Below are 26,888 nucleotides of genomic sequence, written 5' to 3'. Positions count from 1 at the left end.
GCAGAGGAATGCCCAGCGGCTTTCACAGCACAAAGAGCACTACACGATGCACAAAAAAATGCCCGGCCTATTTGGACCGGGCAAAGCCGCTTCTCCCCGGCAGGGCCGGAGGAGAACGGGGACACATGGTGAGCTGCGTCGGTCATGCGGTGTTTTCGCGCATGCCAAAACGGGCTCGTATCCGTAATTACGTTTGGAAAAGTGAAACGGATTCATCCGGATGCAAAAAAACCAATGCGGCTCACAGCGATTATTTCGGTAATATCAATCGCGCCGCCCACCCGACCGGTCCCATGACGACAATCCTTTCTCACGACCCGACCCCCGACACCCTCGTGCAATTGCTCGACCGTGTTGCCAGCGAAGATGCCGCCGCGTTGCGCGCGCTCTACGATTTAACTTCATCGAAACTGTTTGGCCTCGCGCTTCGTATATTGGTGAAGCGTGAGTGGGCCGAAGAAGTTTTGCAGGACGCGTTCGTCAATATCTGGCGATACGCGGGCGACTACAAAGCAGGCCTGTCCGCGCCCATGACCTGGATGGCGGCGATTGTCCGCAACCGGGCTCTCGATTATTTGCGGCGGCAGAAAGCCAACGGGGCGAGCGCCGAAACCGAATGGAGCGATGCGTTGGACGATACCTTGCCTGCAAACGAGGCGGATCCCTCCGACCAGATGCTGATGAGCCAGGAAGCACGGCAACTCGCCATCTGCATGGACCGGCTCGAAGCCAATCAGCGTCAGGCAGTGGCGCTTGCATACCTGCGTGACCAGAGCCATAGCGAAGTGGCCGACGTTCTCAAAGTACCGCTCGGCACAGTGAAGTCGTGGATTCGTCGCGGCTTGGAAAAACTCAAGACGTGCCTGGGAGGGCTGTGATGGATCTGCATCGATACGCGGGCCTCGTCGATCAGCTCGCCGCCGAGTACACACTCGGGGTGCTGCGCGGCGGGTCGCGAAGACGCTTCGAGAGTATTTCCCAGCACGATCCGGCCATCCGGCTCGCGGTCGAGACCTGGCGCCTGCGCCTCGCGGCCATGACCGAACTCGGACCGGGCGTCGCGGCACCGCCCGAAATCTGGACGGCTATCGAACGCCGGCTGAATCTCGTGAATGCCCGTCGCGATGCGACTGCGGCGCGTCCGGTTCCGCCAACGCCGGTTGCGCGTCCGAAGCCCGGCTGGTTCGAGAACCTGTCGTTCTGGCGCGGATGGTCGATCGCAGCGACGGCAATTGCCGCGATCGCGCTGGTCGTGTCGATCCGCGAGTTGTCGACCGTTGCTCCGGTGCCCGCGCCCGTGCCTGCTCCGCAAGTGGCGCAGGAACCGCGCATCGGCTATGTGGCGACACTCGCCGACGAAAAGTCCAACGCCCGCATGCTCGTGACGTGGGATGACCGGACGTCGGAAGTGACGGTGCGGCGCCTGAGCGGATCGTCCGATCCCTCCGATAAATCCATGCAGCTCTGGGGTTTGCCGAAGGCAGGACATCCGGTATCGCTCGGCGTGCTGCCGGTCGGCGGAACCGCGAAGTTCAAGGCTGCTTCTGTGAGCGCGTATCCGGTGCTGGCGGTCTCCGTCGAGCCGGTCGGCGGGTCGCCGAATCCGAATGGTCCGACCGGGCCGGTGGTTTATACGGGTAAGGTCATTCCGGCAGCGTGACAGGCTTGAAGCAGTTTTCGTGAGTTGATCCGAAAGGGACGTCGAGAGGCGTCCCTTTTTCTTTTCACGGCTTTGCAAATGGCTGCAGGTTTGTCATTGCCTGTAAAATCGGCAATTCCGCGTTTTTGTCCTCTTAAGAACATCACTATGACGTCCCAACTGCACAAGAAAGGCGAAGCCTGGTCGGCTCGCTTCAACGAACCAATGTCCGATCTGGTGAAGCGCTATACGTCATCGGTGTTCTTCGACAAGCGTCTCGCACTCGTCGATATCCAGGGCTCGCTTGCGCACGCCGCCATGCTGGCCGCGCAGAAGATCATCGGCGATGCGGATTTCCAGGCCATCCAGAAAGGCATGACGCAGATCCAGGGCGAGATCGAGCGCGGCGAATTCGAGTGGAAACTCGACCTTGAAGACGTGCATCTGAATATCGAGGCACGCTTGACGGCGCTTATCGGCGATGCCGGCAAACGCCTGCACACTGGCCGTTCGCGCAACGACCAGGTCGCCACCGATATCCGTCTCTGGCTGCGTGGCGAGATCGACCGGATCGGCGCGTTGCTGATCGATCTGCGCCGGGCGCTGATCGATATCGCCGAGCAAAACGCCGAAACCATCATGCCGGGCTTCACGCATTTGCAGGTCGCGCAGCCGGTGACGTTCGGGCATCACTTGCTCGCCTATGTGGAGATGTTCACGCGTGACAGCGAACGCATGATCGATTGCCGCAGGCGCGTGAACCGCTTGCCGCTCGGCGCTGCGGCGCTGGCAGGAACGAGCTATCCGATCGATCGCAACGCCGTTGCGAAGACCCTCGGCTTCGATGGCATCTGCGCCAATTCGCTCGATGCCGTTTCCGATCGCGATTTCGCCATCGAATTTACGGCGGCTGCTGCGCTGATCATGACGCACGTGTCGCGCTTCTCCGAAGAACTCGTGCTGTGGATGAGCCCACGGGTCGGGTTCATCGACCTGGCGGATCGCTTCTGCACCGGTTCGTCGATCATGCCGCAGAAGAAAAACCCCGACGTACCCGAACTGGCGCGCGGCAAGACGGGACGCGTGAACGGCAATCTGGTGTCGTTGCTGACGCTGATGAAGGGCCAGCCGCTCGCGTACAACAAGGACAATCAGGAAGACAAGGAACCGCTGTTCGATACCGTCGATACCGTTTCGGACACCCTGCGCATCTTCGCTGAGATGGCCTCGGGTATCACGGTCAAGCCGGACGCGATGCGCGCCGCGGCGCTGCAAGGATTTTCGACGGCGACGGATCTGGCGGACTACCTGGTGAAGCGCGGTCTGCCCTTCCGCGATGCACACGAAGCCGTGGCGCTCGCCGTGCGCATCTGCGTGGATCGCGGCTGCGATCTGGCGGACCTCACGCTCGATGAAATGCGCTCGGAGTTGCCGAACGTCGCGCATTTGATCGGTGAAGATGTGTTCGAATATCTGACGCTGGAAGGATCGGTGGCGAGTCGCAATCACGCCGGCGGGACAGCGCCGGAACAGGTTCGGGCTGCGGCGAAGGCGGCTCGGGTGGCGTTGGGGTGAAATAGTCGTCGACGCTGAACGTAGCCAAATCGGCTACGTTCGTAGCCGATTTGGCTACAGTCTCGCCGGGCCGTAGCAAGCAGGCTCTCCACACTTTGCGTCCGACCCGCCCATGATCATCCGCCCCAAACTCAACTGGTTCCGCATGTTGTTCGTCTGGCGCGGGTCCGTGCTGCCGCAACTCCTGCCGCGGCTTGCGCTGATCTTTGTGCTGTCCGTCCTGGCGATCGTGATGCACGACCACATGCGCTCCTACCCGGTCGGGCTCGGCACGCCGCCGTTCGCGCTGGTGGGCATTGCGCTCGCGGTGTTTCTCGGTTTTCGCAATAGCGCGAGTTACGAGCGCTGGTGGGAAGGGCGCAAACTCTGGGGAGCGTTGTCCATTCACGGCCGGTCCCTCGCGCGTCAGGCGCTGACCTTGCCGCGCGGCGTCGAGCCCACAGACAGGCATGAGTTCATCGCGGCAATCGGGGCGCTCGGTCACGCATTGCGCCACGAAATGCGCCGCACCGATCCCCTTCCGGATCTCGCCACGCGCCTGACGCCTGCGCTATATCAGCGCACCGTCAAAGCGCAGAATCGATCGACATCGATCCTCCGCTGGCTCGGCGAATGGTCCGCTGCACGCTCACACGAAGGCGCGCTCGATGGCTACGGCACCCTCGCGTTCGAGCAGAACCTCAACGAGTTGTCGGGCGTGATCGGCGGCTGCGAGCGGCTTGCATCCACACCTTTGCCCTTCTCGTATTCGGTGATGATCCATCGGACCGTCTATATTTTTTGTGTGCTGCTGCCGTTCGGCCTGGTCGACGGCGCGGGCGTGTTGACGCCTCTGTTCGCGCTGCTGGTGGCGTATGCGTTCATGTCGCTGGAGGCGATTGCGGCGCAGATCGAAGACCCGTTCGGCCTGGAGGAAAACGATCTTGCGCTGAGCGCGCTCTGCGATGCGCTCGAAACCATGCTCCATGACATGACCGCCGATCCCGACTTCAAGCGGCCACCGAAAGGCTTGCCGGAGCCGGGCGTGACGGAGCGCAGGTTTATCGTGACGTAAATGGAAGAAGGCCCGCATCACTCATGCGAGCCTTCTTCATTGCAAGCTACATCTTCGACTTAGCGCTCGAGCGCGACGCAATCCACGAAATACTCGATCCGCCCGTTGATCATCTCACCGACCAACCCGTGGATATCCGTATGGAAGCCCGGGAAACGCTCGTTGAACTCGCGCGCAAAGCGCAGGTAATCCACGATCGTCTTGTTGAAACGCTCGCCCGGAATCAGCAACGGAATGCCCGGTGGATACGGCGTCAACAGGATGGTCGTCACGCGCCCTTCGAGTTCATCGATAGGCACCCGGTCGATCTCCCGGTGCACCAGCTTCGCATACGCTTCGGACGGCTTCATGGCCGGTTCCATGCTCGACAGATACATCTCGGTAGTCAGCCGCGCGATATCGTTCGCACGATAAACACTGTGGATCTGCTCGCAAAGATCACGCAAACCCATGCGCTCATACGAAGGATGCTGCGCGATAAAGTCCGGCAGCACGCGCCACAGCGGCTGGTTGTTGTCGTAGTCGTCCTTGAACTGTTGCAGTTCGGTGACCATCGAATTCCAGCGGCCCTTCGTAATGCCGATCGTGAACATGATGAAGAACGAATACAACCCGGTCTTCTCCACGATGATCCCGTGCTCCGCCAGATACTTCGTCACGATCGCAGCCGGAATGCCCGACTCGCCGAACTCGCCGTCCACATCGAGTCCCGGCGTGATGATGGTCGCCTTGATCGGATCGAGCATGTTGAAGCCTTCGGCAAGCGCGCCGAAACCATGCCAGTGATCGTTCGGCTTCAACACCCATTCTTCACGGCTGCCGATACCCTCTTCGGCGAGCGCTTCCGGTCCCCACACCTTGAAGAACCACTCGTCGCCGTATTCGTCGTCGACCTTGCGCATTGCGCGGCGGAAATCGAGCGCTTCAGCAATCGATTCTTCCACCAGCGCCGTGCCGCCCGGCGGTTCCATCATGGCCGCGGCCACGTCGCAGGATGCGATGATCGCGTACTGCGGGCTGGTCGACGTGTGCATCAAGTACGCTTCGTTGAAGCGGTGTTTGTCGAACGTGCTGTTTTCGGAATCCTGCACCACGATCTGCGATGCCTGCGAGATCCCCGCCAGCAGCTTGTGCGTGGAGTGCGTGGCGAACACGAGCGCGCCCGTACGCGGACGGCCGGCGCCAATGGCATGCATGTCCTGATAGAACTCGTGGAACTCGGCGTGCGGTAGCCACGCTTCGTCGAAGTGAAGCGTGTCGAGCATGTCGCCGAGCAGATCCTTGATCATCTCGACGTTATAGACAATGCCGTCGTACGTGCTTTGCGTGATCGTCAGGATACGCGGCTTCACCTTCGGGTTCTTTGCAAGCGCCTCGCGCGCGAACGGATTCGCTTCGATCTTCTTGCGGATGTTTTCCGGCTTGAACTCGTCGCGCGGAATCGGTCCGATCAGGCCGAAGTGATTGCGCGTGGGCGTCAGGAAGACCGGAATCGCGCCGGTCATCGTGATGGCGTGAAGGATCGACTTGTGGCAATTACGGTCGACCAGCACGATGTCGCCGGGCGCAACCGTCGCGTGCCAGACAATCTTGTTCGATGTCGACGTGCCGTTCGTCACGAAGAACAGATGATCCGCGCTGAAAATGCGCGCCGCGTTTCGTTCCGATGCCGCAATCGGTCCCGTGTGATCGAGCAGTTGACCGAGTTCGTCGACGGCATTGCACACGTCCGCCCGCAACATGTTCTCGCCGAAGAACTGGTGGAACATCTGGCCAAGCGGATTCTTCAGGAACGCCACGCCGCCCGAGTGGCCCGGGCAGTGCCACGAGTACGAACCCTCTTCGGCGTATTGCACGAGTTCCTTGAAGAACGGCGGTGCGAGCGCATCGAGATAAACCTTCGCCTCGCGGATGATGTGGCGCGCAACGAACTCCGGCGTGTCCTCGAACATGTGAATGAAGCCATGCAGTTCGCGCAGGATATCGTTAGGCAGATGCCGTGAAGTGCGCGTTTCGCCGTACAGGAAAATCGGGATGTCCGCATTGCGCCGGCGCACGGCCTGCACAAAGGCGCGCAACGCGACGATCGCGGAGGCCAGTTCCGGCGCATCGCCCTCGGCCAGCACCACGTTGCTGTCCGCATACGGCAGCAACTCGTCGTCATCGATCGACAAGATGAAACACGACGCGCGGCTCGACTGCTGCGCGAACGACGTCAGATCGCCGTAACTCGTCAGCCCGAGCACCTCGACGCCTTCGCGCTCGATCGCCTCGGCGAGCGCACGAATACCGGAACCCGAGATGTTCTCGGAACGAAAATCTTCGTCGATGATGACGACGGGAAAACGGAACTTCATGAGGCGAATCTCCAAATGGAACGACCGCTGACCGAGTTGTGCATGCTCGAGTCCAGCGGTCTTTCAAAAAGCGTTGCAATGACGTTTCTACACAGCAAAACCTGTGACAGAAACGTCAGGTTTTCGGCAGCGTCACGCCGCTTTGCCCTTGATACTTGCCACCACGGTCAGCGTAGGAAGTCTCGCAGATTTCGTCGCTTTCAAAGAACAGGACCTGCGCCACGCCTTCGTTCGCGTAGATTTTGGCAGGCAAAGGTGTCGTATTCGAGAATTCGAGCGTCACGTAGCCTTCCCATTCTGGTTCGAACGGCGTGACGTTCACAATGATCCCGCAGCGTGCATAGGTGGACTTGCCCAGGCACACGGTCAGGCAAGAACGCGGAATGCGAAAATATTCGATGGTACGCGCAAGCGCGAACGAGTTCGGCGGAATGATGCAGACGTCGCCCTTGAAGTCGACGAACGATTTCTCATCGAAATTCTTCGGGTCGACAATCGTGGAATTGATGTTCGTGAAGATCTTGAATTCGTCGGCCACGCGAATGTCGTAGCCGTAGCTCGACGTGCCGTAACTCACGATTTTTCGGCCGTCTTCGGACACACGCACCTGATCGCGCACAAACGGCTCGATCATCTTGTGCTCTTCGGACATGCGCCGGATCCACTTGTCGGACTTGATGCTCATAGGGAACGTACCCAACGAAAGAAGCGGCTCGAGAAAAGCCGCCGTGCTTGAAACGGGGCGTGGCCGGAAGACTGGATTGCATGCAGATGCATGCGGTACTCAGTGGGACCCGCCGGGAAGCGCGTATTTTACTTGATGTGATGGCTCATGCGACGCGACCTGGCCAAGAAGCCGGGTCTGACGTTTCAGGAGCCTGATTTCATTGACGAATCACGCCGCATGCGAGCGCCGGACCGGCGCCGTGCGGGCTGAGCGAATACGAGTCGGATGTATCGCGATGCAGCAGGACCGCGCGCGACAGGACGGAGCGCACGCCGTCGAGGGAAACATCGGGCGCCACGATGAATCCGGTCGCCGAACCATTTGCGTCGGCGCGGATGGTCGCCAGGTCGCCCTCGGGTTTCGATGAGTGGCTGCGTTCGGCTGCGGGAGAGAAGACCGGGCCGCCATCCGATGAGTTCGACACGATGCAGTCGCCGCGCTCATGAATCTGCAGCGCGTGCTCGCTGTTGGGCGCCATGCCTGACAAGTTGTAGGAAACCTGTACCCCATCCGCCCGTTCGATGAACGTGAGCGACCCGCTCGCGCTGCTGCCCGCCGTGGGCTGCAACATGGCGTCGGCGCGTTTCTCATGGTTCTGGAACAAGATGCCGCAGCCGCCGAGCAGCAATGTGCCGACGGTGAGCGCCAGCCCTGTGGCTGCGCTCGTGCTCCAACGTGCAATCAGGCTCAAGGCCGGGTTTGTCGTGGCAACACGGCTAACCGATCCAGGCCCGTCGAATCTTCGTTTCATGCAATCCTCATGGCGACCCGCGACCACCCCGTGTGCTCACTGGATCACGCCCGTCGAAGGCCACATGATAACGCGACACGCCCGGCGCCCAGAGTCCATGCCCGCAAGCGATTCAGGTCCTCAGGTGTTCTGCACCACGATGCTCGGGAACATCGACGTCATGTCGCGCTGGCGCTCCGCAATCGAAATCGCGACCTTGCGCGCGATCGACCGGTACGCATCGGCGATCTTGCTGTCAGGTTGCGACACCACGGTCGGCTGTCCGGCATCGGTTTTCTCGCGGATGGCGATATCCAGCGGCAGGCTGCCGAGCACCGGCACACCATATTCCTTCGACATCCGTTCACCGCCGCCCGCGCCGAAAATGTGTTCTTCATGGCCGCAGTTCGAGCAGATATGCGTGCTCATGTTCTCGACGATCCCGAGGATCGGAATGCCGACCTTCTCGAACATCTTGAGGCCCTTCTTGGCGTCGAGCAGCGCAATGTCCTGCGGCGTGGTCACGATCACAGCGCCGGTCACCGGCACTTTCTGCGACAGCGTCAACTGGATGTCGCCCGTGCCCGGCGGCATATCGACCACCAGGTAATCAAGATCCTTCCAGTTGGTCTGGCGCAGCAGTTGTTCGAGCGCGGACGTGACCATCGGGCCGCGCCACACCATCGGGTTGTCCTGCTCGATCAGAAAGCCGATGGAATTCGCCTGGATCCCATGGCCGATGAGCGGGTTCATCGACTGGTTGTCGGGCGATTCGGGGCGGCCGCTGATGCCGAGCATCATGGGCAGCGACGGGCCGTAGATATCGGCGTCCAGCATGCCCACCGACGCGCCTTCCGAAGCCAGCGCCAGCGCAAGGTTGACGGCGGTCGTGCTTTTGCCGACCCCGCCCTTGCCCGACGCCACGGCGATGATGTTCTTGACGTTCGGCAGCAGCTTCACGCCGCGCTGGACGGCGTGCGCCAAGACCTGCGACGAAACGTCCACTTTCACGCCATTTACGCCCGGAACCCTGGCAACAGCTTCGGAGACGAGCGACCGGATTGCACCGAACTGGCTTTTCGCCGGATATCCCAGCACGACGTTGACGCTGACATCGGCGCCATCTATGGTCACATTGCGTATGCTTTTCGCGTCTGCAAAAGAGCGGCTGGTATTGGGATCGATCAGGCCGCCGAGGGCGGCGTCGATCCGGGCGCGATCAAGACTCATCGAGACTCCGTGGGAACGCTTGTTGCGAATAGGGATCGAACACTTTCGCGCACGTGGTATGAAATTTGAAAGGAATTGTTGCACGACATTGCGTGACGGAGGCGTGCACTGCACTATCCCACGCTGCCATGGTCCGGGGACGCATCGTTTTAAGCGGTTGAATCCTTGGCCGTATTGTAGTGGCAGGCGCAACGGCTCGCCGGAAGACCCCACGGGGTGCTCTTCCGTTCGCCGAGGCGATTGCCTTGATTGAATCCTGGAGAAATGACAATGAACACGAAAATGATGACCCGCCTGTCCGTAATCGCAGTTGCCGGGGCGCTCGTCGCCGGTTGCGCCTCGCAGCAGGGCAATAACGCCGCAGTCGGCACCGGCATTGGCGCCGCGACCGGCGCGGGCATTGGCGCAATCTTCGGCGGCGGCAAGGGCGCGGCCATCGGCGCGGGCGTTGGTGCGGCGGCTGGCGGCATCACCGGTTACAACTGGCAGGCCATCAAGGGCAAGCTGACGGGCGCAACGAAGGGCACGGGCACGCAAGTGACCGAGCAGCAGGACGGCTCGCTGAAGGTGAACATTCCGAACGCCATTTCCTTCGATACCAACAGCTACGCCATCAAGCCGACGTTCGCGCCGGTGCTCGACCAGGTCACGCAGACGCTGGTGCAGCACCCGGAACTGATCGCACAAGTGGTTGGCCACACGGATAGCACCGGTCAGCCGGCTTACAACCAGACCTTGTCGCAAAATCGCGCACAAAGCGTGACGTCGTACCTCGCGGGTCATGGCGTGGCAGCCCAGCGTCTGGCAGCTTCAGGCATGGGTCAGACCCAGCCTATCGCTGACAACGCCACCGAAGCCGGCCGTGCACAGAATCGTCGCGTTGAAATTTATCTGCGCGCCACGGCTCAGCCGGGACAGGTTCAGTAAGCGGATTGATTTACAAGGGGAATTGACCGTTTTGATGTACGGCCAAGGTTTGATCGGTTCCTGGAAAATATCGATGGAATCGAAAAATAGTTGAAACTTTGGCCGCACACCGCGTGTCTGTATTAACGGTAGGTGGCTGGCGCCGTATTGTGCCGCCACATGCCATTCTCCTCTTGTCGTTGTTGCTCCGGGGCCGCTCTATTTGCCCCGGTTTTTTTTCGCCTGGAATTTACAGGCGGCGGGGACTTCGAGCCCCATGTCCTCCACTTTCCCCCGGCGCAAGCGCCCTATCTGCCTCCTGCTAGAATCGTGGTTCGCTTTTTCACGCATTCACCGAATTTTCAACTGCAGGCAAGCGCCTTATGTCATCGTCAGCACCGTCATCGTCAGCACCGCTTTCCGCGTCCGCCCACCGCCGAGTTCTCGTCACGTCCGCGCTCCCGTACGCGAACGGCCAGATTCACATCGGCCACATGGTTGAATATATCCAGACGGATATCTGGGTCCGGACGCTGCGAATGCACGGTCACGAGGTCTACTACGTCGGCGCCGACGATACCCACGGCACGCCCATCATGCTGCGCGCCGAGCAGGAAGGCATCACGCCGAAACAACTGATCGAGCGCGTCGGCAAGGAACACAAGCGCGATTTCGACAGCTTCGGCATTTCCTTCGACAACTACTACTCCACCGACGCCGAGGAAAACCGCGTCCTGTGCGAATCCATCTACAAGTCGCTGCAGGAAGCCGGTTTGATCGATGCACGGGATATCGAGCAAGCCTACGATCCGGTCAAGGAAATGTTCCTGCCGGACCGCTTCATCAAGGGTGAATGCCCGAAGTGCGGTGCGAAGGACCAATACGGCGATAACTGCGAAGTCTGCGGCTCGACGTACCAGCCGCTCGACCTGATCAACCCGTATTCGGTCGTGTCGGGCGCGACGCCGGTGCGCAAGACCTCGACGCACTACTTTTTCCGCCTGTCCGACCCGCGTTGCGAAGCCTTCCTGCGCGGCTGGGTCAGCGGTCTCGCGCAACCCGAAGCCACGAACAAGATGCGCGAATGGCTCGGCGAGAAAGGCGAAGCCAAGCTCGCGGACTGGGACATCTCGCGCGATTCACCGTATTTCGGCTTTGAGATTCCGGGCGCGCCGGGCAAATATTTCTATGTGTGGGTAGACGCGCCCGTCGGCTATTACGCGAGTTTCAAGAATCTGGCGGACGCTCGCGGACTCGACTTCGAAGAATGGATCCGGCCGGGATCGAAGACGGAGCAGTATCACTTCATCGGCAAGGACATCCTGTATTTTCATACGCTGTTCTGGCCGGCCATGCTGCAGTTTTCCGGCCACCGCACGCCGACGAACGTATTCGCCCACGGCTTCCTCACCGTCGATGGCGCGAAGATGTCGAAGTCGCGCGGCACGTTCATCACGGCAAAAAGCGTGATCGATACCGGCATCAATCCGGAATGGCTGCGCTATTACTTCGCCGCGAAGCTGAACCACACAATGGAAGACATCGACTTGAACCTCGATGATTTCCAGGCGCGCGTGAACAGCGATCTGGTCGGCAAGTACGTGAACATTGCCAGCCGCGCGGCGGGGTTCCTGATCAAGCGTTTCGAAGGCCGTGTGCAGGACAGTGCAATGAACCATTCTTTGCTGCTGCAATTGCGGGCGGCGGTTCCGCAAATCGCGGCGCTGTACGAGGCGCGCGAATATGGCCGCGCGCTGCGCACGACCATGGATCTCGCCGATACAGTCAACGCTTACGTCGATACCTCCAAGCCCTGGGATCTGGCGAAGGACCCGGCAAATGCAGCCGCGTTGCACGAAACCTGCAGCGTGAGCCTGGAAGCGTTCAGGCTGTTGTCGCTGGCGTTGAAGCCCGTGTTGCCGTTGCTGGCGGAATCGGTGGAAGCGTTCCTCGGCATCAAGCCGCTGGTTTGGGCGGATGTCCCGGCGCCACTCAGCTCGGCGCAGCCGATCAACGCGTACAAACACCTGATGACGCGCGTCGATCCGAAGCAGATCGAGGCGTTGATTGCAGCAAACCGCGAGTCCATTGCGCCGGGGCAAGCTGCGGCGGTCGCTGCGCCGGCTGCAGCATCGAACTCGGCTTCGAAGAAAGCCGCAAAGGAAAAAGCGCCGGAAGCAGAAGGCACGATTTCCATCGATGACTTCGCGAAAATCGACCTGCGTATCGCGAAGATCGTGGATTGCACGGCCGTGGAAGGTTCGGACAAGCTGTTGCAACTGACGCTGGACGTGGGCGAAGAGAAAACGCGCAATGTGTTTTCAGGCATCAAGTCGGCGTATCAGCCGCAGGATCTGATCGGCAAGTTCACGGTGATGGTCGCGAACCTTGCGCCGCGCAAGATGAAGTTTGGCTTGTCGGAAGGCATGGTTCTGGCGGCATCGTCCGACGACGAAAAGGCTGAACCGGGCTTGTATATCCTCGAACCGCATAGCGGCGCGAAGCCGGGAATGCGCGTGAAGTAAAGCTGAGTCAAACGCCGGGATAAGCGCAAAGACAGGAGCCGTTCCAACGCAAGTTGAACGGCTCTTTTTTCATCTTTACTTTTCCGACGGCCCGTTCCTGCGCGCCCACGAATCAAAGCGTCGCGTATAGAGCAGATCGAGACCCTGGAACGTGCCGCCGTAAGCGGAAACGGACCAGAAACGCGACAGGTTCAGCGTCATCTTGATGGCGTTGCTTGCCGACTGCAGGCCCTGCTCGTAACCCAGCACGAGCCGTTCGTTGATCGCCTTCGACAACATCACGACTTGCGGATCGGTCAACCCGACCTCGCTCGTACCGATGGAAAATTCATCCAGCCCGAAGGTCTGCGCGATCCGCTTGCCGCTTGCGCTTCCAAGCAATGCCAGCGCGTTCGTCATTGCACTTTGCTGACCCACGTTGTTGCCCTGATCCGTGCCATGCCCGAACAGCAGCCACGACAACTTTTCGTTGTCCGGCACGTTCGGCTCGGAGATCAGCTTGGCGTTGGGCGCCTGGACCGTGCCCGTCACCTGCACGCCCGCTTCGATTTCCTGATTGCGGCGCATCGCGAGAATGTTGATGCCGGGATTCGCGACCGGGCCATTGAAGGTGAAGAATCCGTTCTCGATGCCGAGTTTCCGGCCGAATGCAGTGTATGTGGAACCCGGCGTCACCCGGACGTTGCCGACCGCACGCAACGGCATGTTCGGGGCGCTCATCGCGGTAATGGTTCCGGCGAGACCCAGGTCGGCGCCCGCGCCGCGGAACCGGAATTTCTGCCCAAGATTGATATCGATATTCGCACGCGGCGCAAACGGGCCGACAGGTTTGTCACCGGTCGCGACCACCGTCTGGTCTTCGCCTTTCACCGTGCCGTCCGGACGCACGATCACGACATCGTCACCGAGCGAAGGCGCCGATTGCTCGGGCAGATCGAAGAGTGCGTGATCGACCGTGAACTTGCCATCGATATTCATGCCGCCCTTCAACCCCGCATTCGCTACCGACGCGCTGCCCGACAATTGCAATTGCCGGTCCGGCGACGCAAACAGCTCAAGCTTGTCTGCAATGATGCTTGCCGTCAGGTCCGGCTGATCCTGATCGAGCCGCACCTTGCCGGTCGCGCGCAACGTGCCGCTGGACCCGTGGAACTCGACCTGCTGCAGATCGACGAGGTTCTCGGAAAGCGCGATCCGGATCACGCCGTCCTTCAACTGCACGCCCTGGTCGATGACCGTCACCGACAAGCCGTCGCCCGTCAGCATGCCCGACACCGTCGGCTTGGCGACGATCCCCGCGATAGTCAGCTTGAGCCCGAGGCGCCCATCGAGCAGATACGCCGGGCCGATCAATCCGCCCGTTGTCCGCAGCGTAGGCACGTTGGCTTCAATGCCGCCGCTCACCGGCGCTTCGTCGGCCACGGTCAACGTGCCGTCGCGTGAAACCAGCGTTGTGTGGACGTTGGCATCGATCACGCCGATCCGCGACGCCTGCGCATGCAACGTCGCGTTGAGCCGGTTGCCGCCGGTGAAATCGGCTCGCGCGGCGATGTCCGTAATGCCGAGCGCGGCGACGCCCCGGGCGGCATCGATAGACACATCCCCGCCGCGCCGCTTCACTTGCACGTAGCCTGTCGCGGTGGCGCCGAGCGCGAAGTTCCAGTCGCCGTCGAAGACGAGATCGGTCTTGATGGGCGGCGGACCACCCATCAACTCCTGGCGTATCTCCAGCATTCGCAGAACGGACAGGTTGGTGAGCGACCCAACGGAACTGATGCGCCCGCTGTCGAACGCGAAAGACTTCAGGTCGAGCACGGCGCCTTCCGCCGACAACCGCGTCGCGCCGAGCACAACATGATTCGGGGCGTAGCTCACGGTCAGCGGTGCGTCGAGAGTCAGGTTCGGCGTGCCTTTGTTCGATAAACGCGTGACCGTGCCGTCCCAATGCGCACCGTCGCGAGCGTCGGTCAGGCGGCCGTTGGCAGCAAGCGTCAGGTTGACCGCGTTGCCGTGCAACTTGCCGACGGCGGTTGCGCTGAGCGTGTGATTGGCGCGCGTGCCGTTCAGGTCGGCATCGAGGCTGGAAAGATCGACGCCGTCAGTGCTGACATCGCGTGCCTTCAACGTAAAGACAAACGCGCCGTTCGCGCCGTCGCGCGCTTCGGCCCGTCCTTCTGCGTGACCCACGCGGTTCGCGCCGAACACCACGCTGTCGGCCTGATAGTTCGCGGCCACGTTCGGATGCGCGAAGGAACCGGTGAGATCGCCGTCCGCCTTCACGAGACCCGCCAAACCGAAGCCCAGCCGCTCGAGTTGCGGGGCATCGATACGAAACCGCAAGCGGTCACTCGGCGCGCCGAAACTGCCGTTCAGATCGACGTTGTTTCCCGCGATGGAAAGCGTCGCGTTGCTCGGCAAGATGCGCGTTCCCACGACCTGGATCGTGCCCGCGCCGGTGAGCGGCAGGTTGTCGTAGACGCTTTCACCGAGCTTGAATTGCGCTTTGGTGGTGAGCGTCGGCGCGAGCACGCCGGTTGCGGAAAGCGTGCCGTTGACACGCGCTTCTATTGTGCGTGGCTTGGCGGCAGGTTTTTTTGCACCCTTCGCTGGCGGCGGCGTTGCAAGCAACTGGTCGGACAGCAACAACGGATTGAAATCGACAATCTTCGCCTTCACGTCGTAGCTCGAATGCACGTCTTTCTTGAGCGCGCCGCTCAGCTCGATATGCCCCTTCCCCACGCTTACCTTCACGGCATCAAAGGCGGTCTGCTTGGCATCGAGCGTGATCTTGCCTTGTGCACGCAAAGCCGCCTTGGTGTCGCTCAGATCGAGCGTGATGATCTGCGTATCGCCGGCAAGCTTGATGCCGATGGGTCCGCCAAATTGCGTCGGCCGGATGGTCGATTCGATCTGACTCAGGTCGAGCTTCGCCACTTTCAGGTCGAACTCGCCCTTGCCGTCTTTGAGGGTTCCGCTACCCGTGAGCGTTGCTTCCTTCAAGAGCCGCACGTTCAAGCCCGAAATGGTTTGCTCGGAAGCGTCGAGCTTCACATTCGCATGGGCGTCGATCAAGGGGATCAGTTTCTTGTCCACCGAACCCGGCTTCGCGTTCACAATGGAAACCGGCCCCGTCACCACCAGCGCGTCGGGCGCAGCCGGATCGGGCTTCACTTCAGCGCGCAACGCCAGATCCGCAAACGGCGCGCTCGCGCTGAACGCCTGCGGATTCACATGATCCACCGTGACGAGCGCACGCTTGAGCGGCACCACGCCAAACGGCTCGGCCTCCACATGCGCATTGCCCTTCAGCTTCATGCCGCTTGCATCGACATCCGCCGTCAGGTTCTCAAGCGATCCCGTCAGGCGCGCGGCGACCTGCACGGTTTCGTCGCTCACCTTGCCCGAATATCCGACGTCTCCCGTCAATGGAAACGGACGCGCGCCGCCATCGAGTTTCAACGCCGCAGTGACGGCGCCAAAGGGGGTATCGAGCCGCTGGACGGTGGCCGCGTGATGGCGGCCATCGCTGTGACCCGATAGAGCGAGGCGCGAAAATTCTGTCGTCGTGGCACCGTCATGCAGACGCAGTTTGTTGAGCGTGACGTCGCTGATCACGAGCTGGATCGGCAGGCGAAGATCCTTCGGCAACTCGATCGGCCCACTGCTTTTCGGCGATGGCGCGATCCGGGCGTCGACCGTTCCCACATGCAGATAATCGATCGTGAAACGCAACGGCGCGCGCGTCAGCGCCCATTGGCCGGAGACGCTGTCCACGGCGACATCCGTACCGTCGGTGCCTTTCCAGTGAACGTTGCGAAGCCGCAAACCGGTCGAGATCGCGCCGCCGTCGAGCGTGCCGCTCAAACGCCCGCCCAGCAGCGACGTCGCCGCCTGCCAGACATAATGCGTCCCGCGCTCGCTGTTCAGGGCATACAGGATCGTCGCGACACCAAGCACCATGCACAGCACCAGCACGAGAACGATGCCGCCCAGCCATTTGGCGAAACGCCGCCCGCCGCCGCGCTTGCCCGGGACCGGCGCGCCCTCTCCCCGGCCCTCCGAAGGATCCGGTTGTTCTGCGGGCGACCGGCCGTTCTGTTCCGTCATGCGCGAAAAAACACGTTATGCAAACTCATCAAAAGGCGATCCCGAGCGTCAGGTACGGACGGATATCCCGGTTCTTGAAACCATACGCAATGTCCACGTTCACGGGGCCGACCGGGCTGCGCCAGCGCACGCCCACGCCCGCGCCCGGTTCGAACACGCGCTCGCTCCAGGTGTCGGCGGCCGCGCCTATATCGAAAAACGTCGCGCCGCCCCAGTCATGTGAAAACCAGTGCTGATACTCCGCGCTTCCCGTCATCAGGTACTTGACCGGGAGCACCGAGCCGTCGACGTCATGACCAATGCTTTGATAGCCATAACCTCGTACCGAATTCGCACCACCCGCACGAAACAGCAGCGACGCCGGAACTCCGCTCGAGCCGCCCGCGGTGAACACCCCGCCGAATTCAGCGCGGAATACGAACAAGTCGTTCTTGCCGAGCGGCAGGTACTGCAGCAGGTTCGTGTACACGCGGCCGAAAGTCTGGTCGGTGAGAAGGCCTTTGACAGCAAAGTCGGCCTCGGCACGAATCAGGTTGCCCGAGCGGGGAAACAGCGGATCGTCCACGTTACGGCGCACCCATTGCCACGAAGGTACCAGCGCGCGACTTGTTGTAGGCGGTCCGACGTTCTGCGTTAGCCGATCGGCATAGAAAAGCAGCGAATAGGTGGTGTCGATGTTCTGCAGCGAGCGCGAGCGCTGCACGCCGGCACGCGCGCTGTAGATGCGCGTATCGGACACATTGGTGTTCGTGTACGACGCCAGCACGCTGTTCACCCACGCCCGGCTGCCCGGAGGCATGGCGAGCTGGACCTGTCCGTATTGCTGCGTCTGGTCGATACGACCCGACACCGTGAATGGATAAGCCTTTCCAAAGGTATCCAGATAGCTGTAGGCGCCCTGGATGTGCGGCCCGGTATCGGTCGCGTAACCCACGCCGTAGCGCACGCTGTTGTACGGGTACTCGCTGACCTTCAGGTGCATCGGCGTTTCGACGGGCTTGGTCACGTCGTTATCGGCGTCGACGGCAACCGAGGCGTAATACGGCGTGTTCTGCAACTGGCGCTGCAATTCGTTCACGCGGGCGACGTCGTAGATATCGCCTTCGTGGATCGGGTTGACGTTGTGGATGATCTGCTCGGGATAACGTCGCACGCCCGAAACGTCGAGCTTGCCGAACGTGAAGGTCGGGCCGCTATCGAACGTGACGGACAAATCCACGATATGCGTGCGCGGATTCACCCGCGCCTTCGATTGCGAAATTTTCGCGCCCAGATAACGCCGCGACTGGAGCGCTTTTAGCGACGCGTTCTTTGCGTCGTCCCACGCGCCTTGCGAGAACGGATCGCCCTCATGGACAGAAAAGGCGAAACGCGCGGTGTTTTCCTGCGCGCGATCCTCTTCCGTGATCGCGCCCTTGAAGGTGAGCGAAACGGACGCAACCTTGGTTTGCGGACCGGGATCGACCGAAATGGTCACCGAGCGCTTGTCGCCTTCATGTCTGACGTCGGTGCGCACGACGGGCGTGAAATAGCCGTCGGTGGCGACGAGATCGCGCACTTCCTGCGGCGTGGCCGTGACCAGGAAGTCGAATTGTTCGTCGCTGATGTCATCGCGCTTCTTGAATCGCGACAAATCCAGATGGTCTTTCAGGAGCGACCGGATACTGCGCGGCGCATCGATATCCACGTCATATTTGGCGTGCGCGGGCACGGCGAAGGCGCAAAGCGCCAGCGCGTGGAGCGACCAGACGGCGCGCCGCACGATTGAGGACGCACGAAAAGGCGCTTTCGACGATGCAACCAGCGGCGTTTCCAGCCGCCGATGCTCGGCTTGCCCGCGCTTGAAGCGCAGCGGATCAAACAGGCGCCCCGCCAAACGTGACCTCCAGGTTGAATAAAGACAATGAACAAGCTCGGGCCGGACGAGAGGTCGATCCGGCAGGCGCTATTTCACCACATCGGCAGCGCCGGCTGTCCTAAAACGGCCGTTCGGGCGGGTTCGAATTTCTTGGCGCCACCCGCCGCTCAGGCGCGCAGAACAAGCGTCTGGCGCAGCCTGAAAATACAGAAAGTGCGGCTTGGACGGCGCGTGAGCGTGCTTGTTCCGCAGTTTTGCAATTAATGACAGCGTTTCCAATAAACCCTCGCAAGCTCATGATCCCGGCCATTTCTATAGACCGAATGACCAACGCACGCTGATTCCCCCGGTTTCCGCGCCGTGCCCTGACGCTTGCGGTAAAATTGCGCTTGTTCCCGGCGGCGTTTCAAATTTTTCGCTTTTCGCAGCGCCGCGCCCGTTTCTGAATCGCTCTGATCCAACGGAAGTCGAATCATGTACCAGTCGGACATCACCCAATTCATCAACAAGCTGAAAGAGCAAAAGCCGTCGCTGGAAGACGAACAGCGCAAGGGCCGCGCGCTCCTGTGGGACAAGCAGCCGGTCGACCTCGACGAACGCGCGAAGCTCAAGACATCGCGAGTCGAGCAAACGTCCTACGTCTATTACCAGAACTTCTGAACGTGAGTTCCGCGCGCGACGCGCAGCACGCTGCGGATCATTCGGGAACGGCCAAGGACGACCGCGCCGCCGCGCTCGCCGCGCCCGCGACCGATTCCACGCCAAATACCATCGACGGCGTAGCGTTCGCGCACTTGTACGGCGAGCCGCTCTGGAAGCTGCCAACGGATCTGTATATCCCGCCGGACGCGCTCGAGATATTTCTCGAGGCGTTCGAAGGTCCGCTCGACTTGTTGCTGTACCTGATCCGCAAGCAGAACTTCAACGTCCTCGACATCCCGATGGCGGACGTGACGCGCCAGTATCTTGGTTATGTCGACCAGATCCGCGAATCGAACCTGGAGCTCGCGGCGGAATATCTGCTGATGGCGGCCATGCTGATCGAGATCAAGTCGCGCATGCTGCTTCCGGTGAAAAAGGCGGATACCGGCGAAGAAGCCGAAGATCCGCGCGCCGAACTCGTGCGGCGCCTGCTCGAATACGAGCAGATGAAGCTTGCAGCGCAGCGCCTCGATCACATCCCGCAGCTTGGCCGGGACTTCCTGCGCGCCGAAGTCTACGTTGAACAAAGCTCGGCGCAGCGCTTTCCCGACGTCGATGTCAACGACCTGCGCGCAGCCTGGGCCGACGTCATCAAACGCGCAAGGTTGGTCGAGCACCACAAGATCTCGCGCGAAGAGTTGTCGGTGCGGGAACACATGAGCGTGATCCTGCGGCGTCTGCAAAACGCCCGTTTCATGGAATTCGGCGATCTCTTCGATCCCACGCGCGGCATACCCGTCGTGATCGTGAACTTCATCGCCATGCTGGAGTTGTCGCGCGAATCGCTGATCGAGATTACCCAGGCCGAACCGTATGCGCCCATCTACGTGAGACTCGCGTATTCACCGGCTTGAGCTTGAATGCCGTCTATTTGTCGCGATCTTGCACAACCCTTTCCTTTTCCCCCTCGGCGCCGCCTATTTTTTCGCGCGGCCCGCAAGGAGTCACCCGCTAGATGAAAGTCATCAGCTCGATCCATGAACTGCGCGATCAGTTGCGCGGCCAGAACCGAACCGCCTTCGTCCCGACCATGGGCAATCTGCACGAAGGCCATCTTTCGCTGATGCGCCTCGCGCGCCAGCACGGCGATCCGGTCGTCGCCAGTATCTTTGTGAACCGGCTGCAGTTCGGGCCGAACGAAGATTTCGAGAAATATCCGCGCACGCTGCAGGACGATATAGAGAAGCTTCAGTCCGAGAATGTGTATGTGCTGTTCGCGCCGACCGAAGCGGATTTGTACCCGGAGCCGCAGCAATATCGCGTGCATCCGCCGACCAATCTGGGCGACATCCTCGAGGGCGAGTTCCGTCCCGGGTTCTTCCAGGGCGTGTGCACGGTCGTGATGAAGCTGATGTCGTGCGTGCAGCCGCGCGTGGCCGTGTTCGGCAAGAAGGATTACCAGCAACTGATGATCGTGCGGCAGATGTGCCATCAATTCGCGCTGCCGACCGAGATCGTCGCCGCCGAAACCGTGCGCGACGCCGACGGTCTTGCGCTCAGTTCTCGCAATCGCTTTCTGGCAGCAGCCGAGCGCGCCGAAGCGCCGGTGCTGGCGCAAGCCCTGAATCGCGTGCGCGACGCCGTGCTTTCGGGCAACCGCGACTTTGCATCGATAGAAAAAGAAGCCGTGGAATCGCTTGCTCAGCGCGGCTGGCAGCCGGATTACATTGCGGTGAGAAAGCGCGTCGACCTGCTGCCGCCCGGTCCCGGCGACACCGCCGCGCCGCTCGTGGTGCTGGCTGCAGCGAAGCTCGGCACGACGCGGCTGATCGACAATCTGGAAGTCTGAACGAGGAACGCATGCAGCGAACGTTGTTGAAATCGAAGATTCACCGCGCAACGGTGACGCATTGCGAATTGCATTACGAAGGCTCGTGCGCAATCGACGAAGACCTTCTGGAAGCGGCAAATCTGCTCGAAAACGAGCAGATCGATATCTGGAACGTGAACAACGGAGAACGGCTGACCACTTACGCCATCAAGGGCGAGCGCGGGAGCGGCATGATTTCGCTGAATGGTTCGGCGGCGCGGCGCGCGCAATTGGGCGACCTCGTCATAATCGCTGCGTTCGCGCTGGTCGAGGAAGCCGAACTGAAAGCGGGCTGGAAGCCGGACCTGGTTTTCGTCGATGAAAAGAACCGGATCAAGGGAAACCGCGATCACGTTCCGACGCAAAGCTGGACGTAAAAAACGCCGGTGGCCTTAAAAAGCCACCGGCGTTTTTCATGGTGATCCCTACTTCTTCGATACCCACTCGATAATCGGCTGCCACTGCTCGAGATCCTTCTCCACCCGGCTTCGTGCCACATCCCAGATGGTCAGGCCGTGCGCGGCGGCCTGCACGTAGTTTTGCGTGTCGCGCAGATATCCGAGCACCGGCAGATCGAGCCCCTCCACAAACCGGTGCAGTTGATCCGCGGATTTCGTGCGGGCATCGACGCGCATTCCGACCACGCCCACCTCGATACTTCCTTTGCGAATCGCCTTTTCCTTCTGCAGGCGTTCGAGAAATTCCTGCGTGGCGAGGATATCGAACATGGACGGCTGCAGCGGCACGATCACCTTGTCCGCCAGTTCCAGCGCCAGCGCGAGACGCGTGCCGTGAATCCCTGCGGGGGTATCGATGACCGCTCTTTCCAGCCCTTTTGGCGGTTTGGTCGGTGCGTCCACGTTGGTGGTCCATTCTTCGATCTTCGGCAGCGTCTCGGGCCGCAGCCCCAGCCAGCCGTGCGCGGACTGCTGCTTGTCGAGATCCGCCAGCGCGACCCATTCGCCGTTCGCAGCGAAATACCCGGCCAGATTCGTCGAAAGCGTGCTTTTGCCCACGCCACCCTTAGGATTTGCCACCACGATCACCGTCATAGATCCATTCCACGTGTTTTGCCGGCACGACGGGTTCCAAAATGGATGCCTGGAGACGCTGTCGTACTTTAAGCGCTGTAATAAGTGAAAAGTTCGAGCCGTTGATACTATCGGATTTGCTTGTTTCAATCCACGCACCCATCAATCAGCCACCTTTTCAGCCAAGGACTCCCCCATATGGCCGTACTTCGTCCCGATGTCACCGTCGAACACCTGCGCGAACGCCAGCGCGGCACGCTGCCCGATTTGCTGGGCGTGGAAGTGGTGTCGGTGGAAAGCGGCGCACTGACCGGCAAGCTCGCCGTCCGGCCCGCAGTGCTCGCGCCGAACGGGTTCCTTCACGCGGCGACCGTCGTCGGGCTGGCGGATACCTGTTGCGGCTACGCGTGCATCGCGCATTTGCCCGAGGGCGCGAAGAATTTCACGACCATCGAATTAAAGAGCAATCACGTGGGGACCGCGCGCGACGGCGTGATCACCGCCAGGGCGACGGCCGTGCACCTCGGGCGCAGCACGCAGGTCTGGGACGCGATCGTGACGAACGGCGAAGGGAAGACCATCGCGTTGTTTCGATGCACGCAGATGATCCTGTATTGAAGCTGCGGCAGTTTTCAGGCGAACAAGCCGCCAAGCGCGTTCAAATCCAGCGATTCGCCGAGCGTATCGGCAAGACGATCCAGCGACGCCTCACGCAATGCGGGGTAGTCGAGCGCCTGCGCATCGCGCAAACCCGCCCATTCGAGCAGCGCCGCGCAGGCCTCGGGGGTATCGAAGAGGCCGTGCAAGTAGGTTGCGGCGATCTGGTTATCGGTGGAAATCGCGCCGTCCGGGCGCTCGCCGTCGAGCATGACGGCCGGCCGGGCGAGCGCCGCGCCCGTCGTGCGGCCCATGTGGATTTCGTAGCCGCGAACCGGCGCTGACGCATCGCCGATGGTCAGCCGGCCATTCACGTTGTCGAGCAGTTTGTCGGCGGTCAGCGTGGTTTCGAGTTCGAGCAAGCCCAGGCCGTTCACGCAGCCGGCGGGGCCTTCGAAGCCTTCGGGGTCGTCGACGGTACGCCCGAGCATCTGCATGCCGCCGCAAATTCCGAGGACCTTGCCGCCGTACCGAAGATGCCGTTCAATCGCGCGATCCCAGCCGTTTTCACGCAGCCACGCAAGGTCGCGCTGCACGCTTTTCGATCCCGGCAACACGATCAGGTCGGCCGTCGGCGGCGCGCTTCCGGCTCGTACGTATGAAAAATCCACTTGGGAATGTGCGCGCAGCGCATCGAAATCGGTGTGATTGCTGATGCGCGGCAACGCCGGGACGATCACTTTCAGCACCTCGGCGCCGTCGCCGCGCGTATGGAGCTGGCTCGGCAGCATGTCCTCGGCATCGAGCGTCAGGCCATGCAGATAAGGCACCACGCCAAGCACCGGCTTGCCGGTCTGCGCTTCCAGCCAGTCGAGACCGGGTTGCAGAAGGCCGATATCGCCGCGAAACCGGTTGATCACGAAGCCGCGAACCCGCGCCCTTTCCGTCTCCGATAAACACGCAAGCGTCCCGAGCAAATGCGCGAACACCCCGCCGCGGTCGATATCCGCCACCAGCACGACGGGGCAATCCACCCGCTCCGCAAAACCCATGTTGGCAATGTCCCGGTCGCGCAGGTTCACCTCGGCCGGACTTCCCGCCCCTTCCACGATGATCGTGTCGAATCGCTGCTGCAGGCGGGCGTAGGACGCGAGCACGGCGTCGAAGGCGATGGTCTTGTACTCGTGGTATGCACGGGCATCGAGATTGGCGTGCGCGTGGCCGTGGATGATCACTTGCGCACCGCGGTCGCTGGTCGGCTTGAGCAGCACGGGATTGAAGTCGATCTCGGCATCCACGCCCGCCGCGATCGCCTGCAGCGCCTGAGCACGGCCAATCTCGCCGCCGTCCACCGTGACCGCGCTGTTCAGCGCCATGTTCTGCGGCTTGAACGGCGCGACTTTCATCCCGCCGCGCCGGGCCAATCGGCATAAGCCTGCGACCAGCGTGCTCTTGCCGGCATCGGAGGTCGTGCCCTGAATCATCAGCGTGCCGCGCGGTGCGAATTGCATAGGGGTGCCCGGTTTCACGAAAGACGTCATGTTAGCGCCCACCGGTACAATATTGCGATGACATCCCCCGACCTTACCTTCATTCTCGGCGGCGCGCGCTCGGGCAAGAGCGCGTTTGCCGAACGCATGGCCGCCGACAGCGAATTGCCCGTCACTTATGTGGCGACGGCGCGCGTCGGTGACAACGAATTCGCGGCGCGCGTGGCGTTGCATCGCGAGCGGCGGCCGGCGCATTGGGCGCTGGTCGAAGCACCGCTCGATCTCGGCGGCGTGCTGAGCGAACTGGATCGCGAGGGACATGTCGTGCTGATCGACTGCCTGACGCTGTGGCTTGCGAACCTGCTTTTTCCCGCCGATGGAACCACGCCCGACGGTCCTCCTCTGGAAGCGTTCAGCGCCTTTGACGCGGCCCTGTCGCAGGTAAAAGGAAAGGTCATTGTGGTGAGCAACGAAATAGGACTGGGCGTGGTGCCGATGGGGTCGGTCACGCGCCTTTACGTCGATGAACTCGGCCGCCTGAATCAGCGCGTCGCCGCCGCGAGCACGCACGTGACCATGATGGTGGCAGGCTTGCCACTCGTCCTCAAAGGCTGACCATGTTGCTGCTCTCGTTTTACGTCACGGCCATGCTCGCCATAGCGGGCGTGGTCGTCGATCGCGTCTTTGGTGAACCGGCAACGCGCCATCCGCTGGTGGCGTTCGGCCGGCTTGCCACGCGGATCGAAGCCCGGTTGAACACGGGTTTCCGTGCGCGGCCCGCCGGCATTCTCGCGTGGCTGCTGGCGGTTGCGCCGCCGGTTTTCATCGGCTGGATTCTTGTGAGCGTGCTGCCGTTTGCCGCCGCTTGCGCCGTGCACATCGCGCTGCTGTGGTTCGCGCTCGGCGCCAAGAGCCTGCGAGACCACATCGTGCCGATCGCACGCGCGCTCGGGCGCGGCGATCTGCCGGAGGCGCGCACGCTGACGGCGCGGATCGTCTCGCGTGAAACCGCCAACGCTGATGAAGCCGCGCTCTCTCGCGCCGCCGTCGAATCCGCGCTGGAAAACGGCAACGATGCGATCTTCGGCGCGCTCTTCTGGTTCGTGGTCGCGGGCGGCCCGGGCGCGCTGATGTTTCGCCTGGCCAATACGCTCGATGCCATGTGGGGTTACAGGACGCCGCGTTATTTGCGCTTCGGCTGGGCGGCTGCCCGTTTCGACGATGTCCTGAACTACGTGCCCGCGCGTCTCACCGCGGCGAGCTACGCCCTTCTCGGCGATACCCGCACGGCCTGGCGCTGCTGGCGGACCCAGGCGCCGTTGTGGGACAGCCCGAACGCGGGGCCGGTGATGGCATCGGGCGCGGGCAGTCTGAACGTGCTGCTCGGCGGCGCCGCGATGTATCACGGCACGCTCGAGACGCGACCCGTGCTCGGCTTCGGCGTGACCGCGACGCCCAAGCACGTGGTCGCGGCGCTGCGGCTCGTCGAACGCACTACAGTGCTTTGGCTCGTGCTGTTGCTGGTGCTGGCTTTCATGGGCGCGGGGTTTCATGGCTGAACCGATACGACACGGCGGCAATCTGCGCGAAGCCGCGCGGCGGTATGGGATTGCGCTGGAGGACTGGCTGGATTTGTCGACGGGGATCAATCCGCGGGCCTATCCGGTTCCCCCTGTTCCCGTCGATGCCTGGCGTCGCTTGCCCGAAGACGCCGATGGTTTTGCCGAGCTTGCGGCGAGACATTATGGTGCGCCGGGCGCGTTGCCCGTTGCGGGAAGCCAGGCGGCAATTCGCGCATTGCCTTCATTGCTGCGAACGGGCGTCGCGGCGGTTGCGGCGCTGACTTACGGCGAATATGCGCCGGCATTTGAACGCGCCGGGCATCGGATCGTGCCGCTGGATGTGATGTCCACGACTTTGCCGGAGGACGTCGATCACGTGATCGTTGCCAATCCCAACAATCCGACGACACAACGAATAAGCCACGACGTCCTGCTCGGATGGCACGGGCAACTGTCGGCACGCGGCGGTACGCTGATCATCGATGAAGCCTTCGCCGATGCGTACAACGACGCTTCATTGGCATCCGAAAGTGACCGCGAAGGGCTGGTCGTGCTGCGTTCGGTCGGCAAGTTCTATGGCCTGGCGGGAATTCGCGCCGGGTTCGTGCTCGCGTCTCAGCCTTTACGCGACGCGTTGAACGAAACGCTCGGCGCGTGGACCGTGAGTGGTCCGGCACGGCACGCGGTATCGGCTGCGTTCAATGATCACGCGTGGCAAACAGCGACGCGCGAAGTGCTCGCTCACGATAGCGCGAGACTCGCAGCATTGATTCGCGCCCGGGGTTTCGACGCTTTTTCGACGCCCCTTTTTGCGTGGTTCGAAACCTCGAACGCCGCAGCGTTGCAACACACGCTGGCACAAAAAGGGATCTGGACGCGGCTGTTCGAGCATGGCAAATCGCCGAGTCTGCGGATCGGGCTGACGGGATCGGAAGGCGAATGGTCGAGGTTTGCGCAGGCGTTCGAACAAACCGTTGGCAGCCAATGA

Annotated in this window: 22 protein-coding genes; 14 read left to right on the top strand and 8 right to left on the bottom strand. The window is 61.6% G+C overall.

The window, feature by feature from the left end:
* Window positions 1-8: 8 nt before the first annotated feature.
* The 4 genes from AX768_RS03440 (at window position 9) to AX768_RS03425 (ending at window position 4,268) form a co-directional block, all read left to right on the top strand.
* On the top strand, window positions 9-878 hold the full coding sequence (locus AX768_RS03440; RefSeq protein ID WP_306299748.1) for an RNA polymerase sigma factor: 870 nt from the start codon (window positions 9-11) through the stop codon (window positions 876-878).
* Entirely contained in the window at window positions 878-1,660 is a 783-nt protein-coding gene (locus AX768_RS03435) for an anti-sigma factor (protein WP_061998791.1), read from the top strand. The genes AX768_RS03440 and AX768_RS03435 overlap by 1 nt, the downstream gene beginning before the upstream one ends.
* A gap of 147 nt (window positions 1,661-1,807) precedes the next feature.
* Window positions 1,808-3,214: an argininosuccinate lyase gene (gene argH, locus AX768_RS03430; protein WP_061998790.1), complete on the top strand. Its 1,407-nt coding sequence runs from the start codon at window positions 1,808-1,810 to the stop codon at window positions 3,212-3,214.
* Window positions 3,215-3,326: 112 nt separating this feature from the next.
* Window positions 3,327-4,268, top strand: a complete 942-nt coding sequence (locus AX768_RS03425; RefSeq protein ID WP_061998789.1) for a bestrophin family protein — start codon at window positions 3,327-3,329, stop codon at window positions 4,266-4,268.
* 59 nt (window positions 4,269-4,327) lie between these two features.
* Here AX768_RS03425 and AX768_RS03420 read toward each other — a convergent pair whose 3' ends face one another.
* The 4 genes from AX768_RS03420 to apbC form a co-directional block, all read right to left on the bottom strand.
* On the bottom strand, window positions 4,328-6,625 hold the full coding sequence (locus AX768_RS03420; protein WP_061998788.1) for an arginine/lysine/ornithine decarboxylase: 2,298 nt from the start codon (window positions 6,623-6,625) through the stop codon (window positions 4,328-4,330).
* A gap of 115 nt (window positions 6,626-6,740) precedes the next feature.
* Window positions 6,741-7,310, bottom strand: coding sequence for a dCTP deaminase (gene dcd, locus AX768_RS03415; RefSeq protein ID WP_061998787.1), 570 nt, complete (start codon window positions 7,308-7,310; stop codon window positions 6,741-6,743).
* 199 nt (window positions 7,311-7,509) lie between these two features.
* Window positions 7,510-8,103: a superoxide dismutase family protein gene (locus AX768_RS03410; protein ID WP_082778860.1), complete on the bottom strand. Its 594-nt coding sequence runs from the start codon at window positions 8,101-8,103 to the stop codon at window positions 7,510-7,512.
* A 120-nt stretch (window positions 8,104-8,223) separates the two neighbouring features.
* Window positions 8,224-9,312, bottom strand: a complete 1,089-nt coding sequence (gene apbC, locus AX768_RS03405) for an iron-sulfur cluster carrier protein ApbC (protein ID WP_061998786.1) — start codon at window positions 9,310-9,312, stop codon at window positions 8,224-8,226.
* A gap of 270 nt (window positions 9,313-9,582) precedes the next feature.
* On the opposite strand from apbC, the gene AX768_RS03400 reads away from it, so the two are divergent.
* Together AX768_RS03400 and metG are read left to right on the top strand one after the other, a co-directional pair.
* On the top strand, window positions 9,583-10,239 hold the full coding sequence (locus AX768_RS03400) for an OmpA family protein (protein WP_062000740.1): 657 nt from the start codon (window positions 9,583-9,585) through the stop codon (window positions 10,237-10,239).
* Window positions 10,240-10,601: 362 nt separating this feature from the next.
* Window positions 10,602-12,743, top strand: coding sequence for a methionine--tRNA ligase (gene metG, locus AX768_RS03395; RefSeq protein ID WP_061998785.1), 2,142 nt, complete (start codon window positions 10,602-10,604; stop codon window positions 12,741-12,743).
* 75 nt (window positions 12,744-12,818) lie between these two features.
* On the opposite strand, the gene AX768_RS03390 is transcribed toward metG, so the two are convergent.
* Both AX768_RS03390 and AX768_RS03385 read right to left on the bottom strand, forming a co-directional pair.
* A complete protein-coding gene (locus AX768_RS03390) occupies window positions 12,819-16,850 on the bottom strand; it encodes a translocation/assembly module TamB domain-containing protein (RefSeq protein WP_061998784.1) in 4,032 nt (1,343 codons plus the stop codon).
* A gap of 28 nt (window positions 16,851-16,878) precedes the next feature.
* Window positions 16,879-18,612 (bottom strand): autotransporter assembly complex protein TamA, encoded by a 1,734-nt coding sequence (locus AX768_RS03385; RefSeq protein WP_231941365.1) that lies wholly within the window; start codon window positions 18,610-18,612, stop codon window positions 16,879-16,881.
* A 567-nt stretch (window positions 18,613-19,179) separates the two neighbouring features.
* On the opposite strand from AX768_RS03385, the gene AX768_RS03380 reads away from it, so the two are divergent.
* The 4 genes from AX768_RS03380 to panD all read left to right on the top strand — a co-directional run bounded on the left by AX768_RS03380 (window position 19,180) and on the right by panD (window position 21,597).
* On the top strand, window positions 19,180-19,368 hold the full coding sequence (locus AX768_RS03380) for a DUF3460 family protein (RefSeq protein WP_172811963.1): 189 nt from the start codon (window positions 19,180-19,182) through the stop codon (window positions 19,366-19,368).
* Between the two features lie 110 nt (window positions 19,369-19,478).
* A complete protein-coding gene (locus AX768_RS03375) occupies window positions 19,479-20,264 on the top strand; it encodes a segregation and condensation protein A (protein WP_082778859.1) in 786 nt (261 codons plus the stop codon).
* 101 nt (window positions 20,265-20,365) lie between these two features.
* Window positions 20,366-21,199: a pantoate--beta-alanine ligase gene (gene panC / locus AX768_RS03370; protein WP_061998782.1), complete on the top strand. Its 834-nt coding sequence runs from the start codon at window positions 20,366-20,368 to the stop codon at window positions 21,197-21,199.
* A gap of 11 nt (window positions 21,200-21,210) precedes the next feature.
* Window positions 21,211-21,597, top strand: a complete 387-nt coding sequence (gene panD / locus AX768_RS03365) for an aspartate 1-decarboxylase (protein ID WP_061998781.1) — start codon at window positions 21,211-21,213, stop codon at window positions 21,595-21,597.
* A 48-nt stretch (window positions 21,598-21,645) separates the two neighbouring features.
* On the opposite strand, the gene AX768_RS03360 is transcribed toward panD, so the two are convergent.
* Entirely contained in the window at window positions 21,646-22,272 is a 627-nt protein-coding gene (locus AX768_RS03360) for a ParA family protein (RefSeq protein WP_061998780.1), read from the bottom strand.
* A 177-nt stretch (window positions 22,273-22,449) separates the two neighbouring features.
* Here AX768_RS03360 and AX768_RS03355 point away from each other — a divergent pair, with 177 nt between their 5' ends.
* Window positions 22,450-22,869 carry a PaaI family thioesterase gene (locus AX768_RS03355; RefSeq protein WP_061998779.1) on the top strand — a complete coding sequence of 140 codons (420 nt, stop codon included), beginning with the start codon at window positions 22,450-22,452 and terminating at the stop codon, window positions 22,867-22,869.
* Window positions 22,870-22,883: 14 nt separating this feature from the next.
* On the opposite strand, the gene AX768_RS03350 is transcribed toward AX768_RS03355, so the two are convergent.
* A complete protein-coding gene (locus AX768_RS03350) occupies window positions 22,884-24,518 on the bottom strand; it encodes a cobyric acid synthase (protein ID WP_442857251.1) in 1,635 nt (544 codons plus the stop codon).
* Between AX768_RS03350 and cobU the strand changes: the two genes are divergently transcribed.
* The 3 genes from cobU to cobD are packed head-to-tail and all read left to right on the top strand — an operon-like array spanning window position 24,417 to window position 26,888.
* Complete coding sequence (gene cobU, locus AX768_RS03345; protein WP_061998777.1) at window positions 24,417-24,953, top strand: bifunctional adenosylcobinamide kinase/adenosylcobinamide-phosphate guanylyltransferase; 537 nt, start codon at window positions 24,417-24,419, stop codon at window positions 24,951-24,953. The two genes, AX768_RS03350 and cobU, sit on opposite strands and share 102 nt — an antisense overlap.
* Window positions 24,954-24,955: 2 nt before the next feature.
* Complete coding sequence (cbiB, locus tag AX768_RS03340) at window positions 24,956-25,897, top strand: adenosylcobinamide-phosphate synthase CbiB (protein ID WP_155524172.1); 942 nt, start codon at window positions 24,956-24,958, stop codon at window positions 25,895-25,897.
* Window positions 25,890-26,888 (top strand): threonine-phosphate decarboxylase CobD, encoded by a 999-nt coding sequence (gene cobD, locus AX768_RS03335; RefSeq protein ID WP_061998776.1) that lies wholly within the window; start codon window positions 25,890-25,892, stop codon window positions 26,886-26,888. Before cbiB ends, cobD begins: the two co-directional genes overlap by 8 nt.

This window comes from Burkholderia sp. PAMC 28687, assembly GCF_001577465.1.
Classification (GTDB): Bacteria; Pseudomonadota; Gammaproteobacteria; order Burkholderiales; family Burkholderiaceae; genus Caballeronia.
This window is presented reverse-complemented; position numbering and strand designations above follow the sequence as displayed.